Origin of the sequence: Fretibacterium fastidiosum (assembly GCF_000210715.1) — a bacterium.
Classification (GTDB): domain Bacteria; phylum Synergistota; class Synergistia; order Synergistales; family Aminobacteriaceae; genus Fretibacterium; species Fretibacterium fastidiosum.
Window position 1 is genome coordinate 510,729 of the sequence record NC_021038.1, and the last position, 4,461, is coordinate 515,189.

5 protein-coding genes are annotated in these 4,461 nt (G+C 51.7%); 1 reads left to right on the plus strand and 4 read right to left on the minus strand.

The features are described 5' to 3' along the window. Positions 1 to 218: 218 nt before the first annotated feature. From SY1_RS02220 to SY1_RS02230, 3 genes are all read right to left on the minus strand, one after another. On the minus strand, positions 219 to 1,682 hold the full coding sequence (locus tag SY1_RS02220; RefSeq protein WP_015556039.1) for an ankyrin repeat-containing protein: 1,464 nt from the start codon (positions 1,680 to 1,682) through the stop codon (positions 219 to 221). Positions 1,683 to 1,879: 197 nt separating this feature from the next. After that, positions 1,880 to 2,326: a hypothetical protein gene (locus tag SY1_RS02225; RefSeq protein WP_015556040.1), complete on the minus strand. Its 447-nt coding sequence runs from the start codon at positions 2,324 to 2,326 to the stop codon at positions 1,880 to 1,882. 137 nt (positions 2,327 to 2,463) lie between these two features. Then, complete coding sequence (locus SY1_RS02230; RefSeq protein ID WP_015556041.1) at positions 2,464 to 3,096, minus strand: recombinase family protein; 633 nt, start codon at positions 3,094 to 3,096, stop codon at positions 2,464 to 2,466. Positions 3,097 to 3,252: 156 nt separating this feature from the next. Between SY1_RS02230 and SY1_RS02235 the strand changes: the two genes are divergently transcribed. Next, positions 3,253 to 3,453 carry a hypothetical protein gene (locus tag SY1_RS02235; protein ID WP_208872597.1) on the plus strand — a complete coding sequence of 67 codons (201 nt, stop codon included), beginning with the start codon at positions 3,253 to 3,255 and terminating at the stop codon, positions 3,451 to 3,453. 560 nt (positions 3,454 to 4,013) lie between these two features. Here the strand turns inward: SY1_RS02235 and SY1_RS02240 are convergent. Continuing rightward, positions 4,014 to 4,461, minus strand: a 448-nt coding sequence (locus SY1_RS02240; protein WP_208872598.1) for a hypothetical protein, incomplete at its 5' end; no start/stop codon positions are given.

The window sequence follows — 4,461 nt, forward strand, 5'->3', positions numbered from 1 at the left end:
CGGCGCCTGCCTGCCCCCTGAAAAGCGTCAGCGGCAACAGAAACAACAAGACGAACCCTGAAACGCTGCGAGTGTGTAAAGTAGACTTCTTCACCAACGTGCTCCTCTCCCTTCCAGTTTTGTTGCACCGTGCCGCCGCCTGCGCTTTCAATCCAGCGGCCTCAGCAAACTCGTGAACGGAGGGCCTGCATCGGCCCTTCGTTTGCCCTTCATTTTCTTCAATTTTGTCCGGCCTTGTCCTCCAGCAGCCTCAGCGCCTCTGTGTCCTTGAGTTTTTCATTCATTCTCGCGTAGTCGAGGGCCGTTTGACCCTCGTTGTTCTTTGCCTTCGCGTCCGCACCGGCCTCCAGCAGCGCCTTCAGGACTTCCGGGTTGGGATTACTGCCTGCCGCAGCCATCAACGGCGTCGATCCATCTTTGTTTTTGGCGTTGACGTCCGCGCCAGCTTCTATAAAGACTTTCAGGACTTCCGGGTTGGGATTACTGCCTGCCGCAGCCATCAACGGCGTCGCCCCAACTTTGTTTTTGACGTTGATGTCCGCGCCAGCTTCTATAAAGACTTTCAGGACTTCCGGGTTTGTGTTATGCCAGGCAGCAGCCATCAACGGCGTCGCCCCAACTTTATTTTTGGCGTTGACGTCTGTTCCGGCCTCCAGCAGCACCTTCAGGACTTCCGGGTTTGAGTTATAGTACGCCGCAAACATTAATGGCGTCCACTCATCTTCGTCTTTTGCGTTGAGGTCCGCGCCGGCTGCTATCAAAACCTTCAGGACTTCCGGGTTTGAGTTATGTATGGCCGCAAACATCAACGCCGTTCCCCCATCTTTGTTTTTTGCGTTGAGGTCCGCGCCGGCTGCTATCAAAACCTTCAGGACTTCCGGGTTTGAGCTATGTTGGGCAGCAGCCATCAACGGCGTCCCCTCATCTTTGTTTTTGGCATTGAGGTCCGCGCCAGCCTCTAGCAGCGCAGTTAGTGTTTCTGGGGTGTTCTTACTTGTTGCAAGCATCAACGGCGTCACCCCATCTTCCTCTTTGGCGTTGACGTCTGCGCCGGCTTCCAGCAAGATCTTCAGGACTTCCTGGGTTGTGTTATATCGGATCGCAAGCATCAACGGCGTCCACCCATCTTCGTCTTTAGCGTTGAGGTCTGCGCCGGCCTCCAGCAAGATCTTCAGGACTTCTGGGTTGGAGTTGTATCGGGCAGCAGCCATCAACGGTGTCCCTCCATCTTCGTCTTTAGCGTTTAGGTCCGCGCCGGCCTCCAGCAAGATCTTCAGGACTTCTGGGTTGGAGTTATATCGGGCAGCAGCCATCAACGGCGTCCACCCATCTTTCTGTCTTTCGTCGACATTCACGCCAGCCCTTAGCAAGACCCTCAAGATTTCCGGGTTTGTGTTATTGTACGCAGCAACTATCAACGGCGTCCCCCCACCTGTGTTTTTAGCGTTGAGGTCCGCGCCGGCTGCCATCAAAACCTTCAGGACTTCCGGGTTTGAGCTGTCTTGGGTCGCAATCATCAACGGTGTCCACCCATCTTTGTCTTTGGCATTGACGTCTGCACCAGCCTCTATCAAACCCTTCAGGACTTCCGGGTTGGGATTGTTGCCTGCCGCAATCATCAAGGGCGTCGTTCCAGTGTCGTTTTTGGCGTTGACGTTCGCCCCGTCTTGAATCAACTCCATACCTCCTCAGGCCCCGTTGTGCCGTCTATCCTCAGCAGTGCTTCCCTTTGTACAGCGCTTACCCGTCCCGCGAAAAGCGTCAGCAGCAACAGAAACAACAAGACGAACCCTGAAACGCTGCGAGTGCGTAAAGTAGACTTCTTCACCAACGTGCTCCTCTCCCTTCCAGTTTTGTTGCACCGTGTTAATATCTGCGTTCACCAGTCGTCATCTTGCCTGCGATACGGCGTCGTCGCCTGTCCCGCGAAGAACGAGAACACCGCGCCGAACAGGCTGAGGACGACGAAAATAGAGATGAACGATACGGCGATGAACAGCATGAACAGATTCGCGTTCTTCCTGTGTCCGATGACGATACAGGCGAGCGTGTTCGCCCCGCAGACGACCATCGCCACAAACGCCGCCGCGCCGTAGAACAAATAGTGGTTTTCGAAGTCCATTGGGCTCACGAACGATTTGAAGACACCCGGCCCGCCGTTGTAGAACAGCAGGAACCCCAGCCCCCAGAACGCCAGCGCCGCAAAGACCTTGAGCCAGTGCCTCGCCTCGGCGTCGTCATGCGTCGCCTCGTTCGTGTCCTCCGTCGCTTCACCGACGATGGTTTCCTCATCCTCCCGCTCCAGCTCGTCTTGCGTGTTTTGCATCTACCCCACCCCTTCCGTTTGATGTCCGGCCCCTTTCGGTCCAGTATGTTTTGACTATCAAATCTTTGGTTGCTTGCCGCGGTCTTTTGTCCTTCACGTTCCGGCCCCATTGGGGGCGCCGCGGCGCGGCGTGGTCTTCAGGGTATCATCAGCTCCGGTCCATCCTCAGTTTCTTCCGGCATGGGCGGCGCCGGTTCGGCGTCCTGATCCGGAAACTCCCTCAGCACCTTGTAGATCAGACTGACCGATATATTCAGTTGCCGCGCGATATCCCGCACGGATGCGTCGCGGCGCAGGTGCTCCCGTATCGCTTCCGCCATTTCTCTATTTGCCATTCGGGGACGTCCGCAGTGCGTTCCGCGCTGTCGGGCCGCCCGCATCCCTGCACGGACCCGCTCCCGTACGTTCTCCCGCTCGAGATCGGCGATGGTGTCCAGTATCCCAAACAGCGCCCTGCCCTGCGGCGTCGAACTGTCCACGGCGTCCGTGATCGAGCGTACCGTCACATCGCGATCCAAGAGGTCGAACACGGTGGTGATCAGGTCCAGGATGGATCGTCCCAGACGGTCCATCTTCCAGACGACCAGGATGTCCCCCTGTCGCAGACGCTCCCGCAGCTTCTCAAACTCCGGACGCCGCGATATGCGGGTAGAACCCGTTATCGTGTCGCTGTAGATGTTCTCCTCCGGAATACCGGCGCTCACCAGCGCGTCCCGCTGCACATCGACCGTCCGGTCGCCCGTAGAGATACGCATGTACCCGTAGACCATCTCACACCTCCAATTTATACATACCTTTTATGCACATTATAATGTTGTTGTGGCAGGCGGTCAATCGCCCTACATAAACGGGCTCCTCGCTGGAAGGAGTGGATGGCTTATAAAAGGCACCCGTTATGACATTTTTAGCACATTTTTAGCATATTTATGAAGGACATCGAACTGTTTCAAATGGCGCTTGACATACCGTCGCCGTGGTTTGTCGAATCCCTGGAGTTGGCCCCTGCAGCTAAGAGGCTTGATATCCACCTGGACTTTCAAAAGGGCTCTAAATTCACCTGCCCCGAGTGCGGGGCAGAGGAGCGGAAAGTTCACGATACCGCTAACGCTTTGATGTGCAATGTTTAAAATGCGAACTGAAAAACACAGGACCATCGCGCAGCAGTATAGGTTAACGAAAAAGATTCCCATCTTGAAACCACTTCAAAGCTAAGCCCTTTTGGCGTAAGGCAAAGCGATATTACCGTTGACACTAAGTGATAATACACAAGATCAACGCCCAGCATTGTTAACACAGACAATATCCTTATCAGTTTCTTTCGGCGAAAAATACGTTCAAAAACGAACCCATTAAAATAATAACCTGAAATATAGCACATCGACATACCGATAAGCGTGAATAAAAAATACAAAACAAATATAATCGAGTTATTTTCTTTGTAGATGTATAACGCTGCAAAATACTCTAAAAAACTAATCAAAATTATAGAAAAAAATGATAGCCAACGCTCTTTTGAGAAAATGACTTTATCAGTTACATTGGCTTTGTTGTTCATTTTTCTTTCACCTGTATTTTACGAGGTTTATTCATTTGCTAAGGAATCTCTACAAAACACAGCGCGAAACGTTCCTTTGTCCGGGCCGCCTCGTGCGCCTGCCCTTCAGGGGCGACACTTCTTCTTCCCACGTCAGGCCGTTTCATTCGCAATGTATAATCCTGTGATGTCCTCAACCTCCTGATCGATCATAAAGTACTTTATTGGTATATCTATTTTCATTAAGCTAATAAGAACGTTTTTCAAATCCTCCACGCATTGCACTTCATTAAAAGGTAATCGAACTATAAGAGCATTCAAACAACCGTTCATAAAATGATGCTCTTTTTCACTAAAAACCATACGCAAGTAGATGCCTTCTGCGTCATTCTTCATTCGACCTAACGGACTATACAGCCTTACCACTTTCAAATAAGCAATATCCTCAAATGAAATCTCTTTTTTAAAAACATATCCCCACCTAATGACTTCTTTCGTCAAGTCAATTTCTGCATATATTGGACATAAACACTTTGCCATCAAACTGCCAATATTGAATATCAGACCACTAAGCATTAAAGAAAACAAACACGGAAAAAGC